We start from the raw sequence: 1217 nt of genomic DNA, 5'->3' as shown, positions 1-1217 counted from the left end.
CCGCTCTACTCGGGGGATGCGCAGTCGGGCCGGATTTCGTGCATCCCCATCCGCCGAAGGCGGCAGCCTATACGTCAGTGGCGGCCGCGCCGCAGCTGGTGCCGGGTGCCGGCGAGCCCGGCCAGCGGGTCATCGTCGACCAGGCCCTTCCGGCCGCCTGGTGGCAACTGTTCCGCTCGCCACCACTGGACCGTCTGGTGCGCCAGGCGATTGCCCACAGCCCGACCATCGCGGCGGCTCAGGCCCGGCTGCTGCAGGCGCAACAGGCGGTGGCCGAAGCACGCGGGGCTTATAGTCCGCAGATCGATGCTTCCGTTTCGGCCGAGCGGCAAAAAGGCCCGCCGTTCGCCCTGGGTATCCGGCCCAGCCACGATCTGCCGACCTACAACCTCTACTCGGCCGGCGCCACGGCAAGCTTCAGCCCCGACGTGTTCGGCCTCACCGGGCGGCGCGTGGAACAGCAGCAGGCGCTGGCGCAGAACCAGGCGTATCAGCTGGCAGCGGCGCAACTCGCCGTCACCGGCAATGTGGTCCATCAGGCGCTCACCATCGCCGCGGCCCGGTGGCAGATCGAGGCGCTCGAAGCCATCGTCGCCGCGGACGAAAAAACCCTCGTGCTGGTCCGGCAGCAATACACCGACGGCAAGCTGGCGCGGACCGATGTGCTGTCCGTCCAGGCTCAGCTTGAGAATGACCGTGCGCTGCTGCCGCCGTTACGGCAAGAGGTGGCCGTGGCACAGGACGCGCTCGCCATTCTGGTCGGTGAGGCGCCGGCGTCGTTCTCGCCGCCGGACGTCGACCTGGCCGACTTCACGCTGCCGGCCGAGCTGCCGGTCGGCCTGCCCTCGGCGCTGGCAGAGCGCCGTCCCGACATTCTCGCCGCCGAGGCCCGGTTGCACGCCGCCAGCGCGGCGGTCGGCGTCGCCGACGCACAGATGTATCCGAGCTTCACAGTGTCCGCTTCGGTCGGTACGGCGGCGCTTGGCACACGGTCGCTGGGCGACGGGTCCAACATGGTCTGGACGCTGTTCGGCGGTCTCACCGCGCCGATTTTTCATGGCGGTGCACTGACCGCGCAGAAACAGGCGGCCATTGACCAATTCCACGCCGAGCTGGCGCTGTACCGGCAGACCGTGCTGACGGGACTTGGCCAAGTCGCCGACCTGCTGCGTTCGCTCGGCCACGATGCCGAACGGGTACAGGCCGAGCGTCAGGCA

1 protein-coding gene is annotated in these 1217 nt (G+C 69.5%); it reads left to right on the top strand.

What is annotated here, in order from left to right; genetic code table 11:
- Positions 1–1217, top strand: a 1217-nt coding sequence (locus tag EPN29_14380) for an efflux transporter outer membrane subunit (GenBank protein TAN29980.1), incomplete at both ends; no start/stop codon positions are given.

It is taken from the genome of bacterium, assembly GCA_004299235.1.
Classification (GTDB): Bacteria; Chloroflexota; Dormibacteria; order Dormibacterales; family Dormibacteraceae; genus SCQL01.
This window is presented reverse-complemented; position numbering and strand designations above follow the sequence as displayed.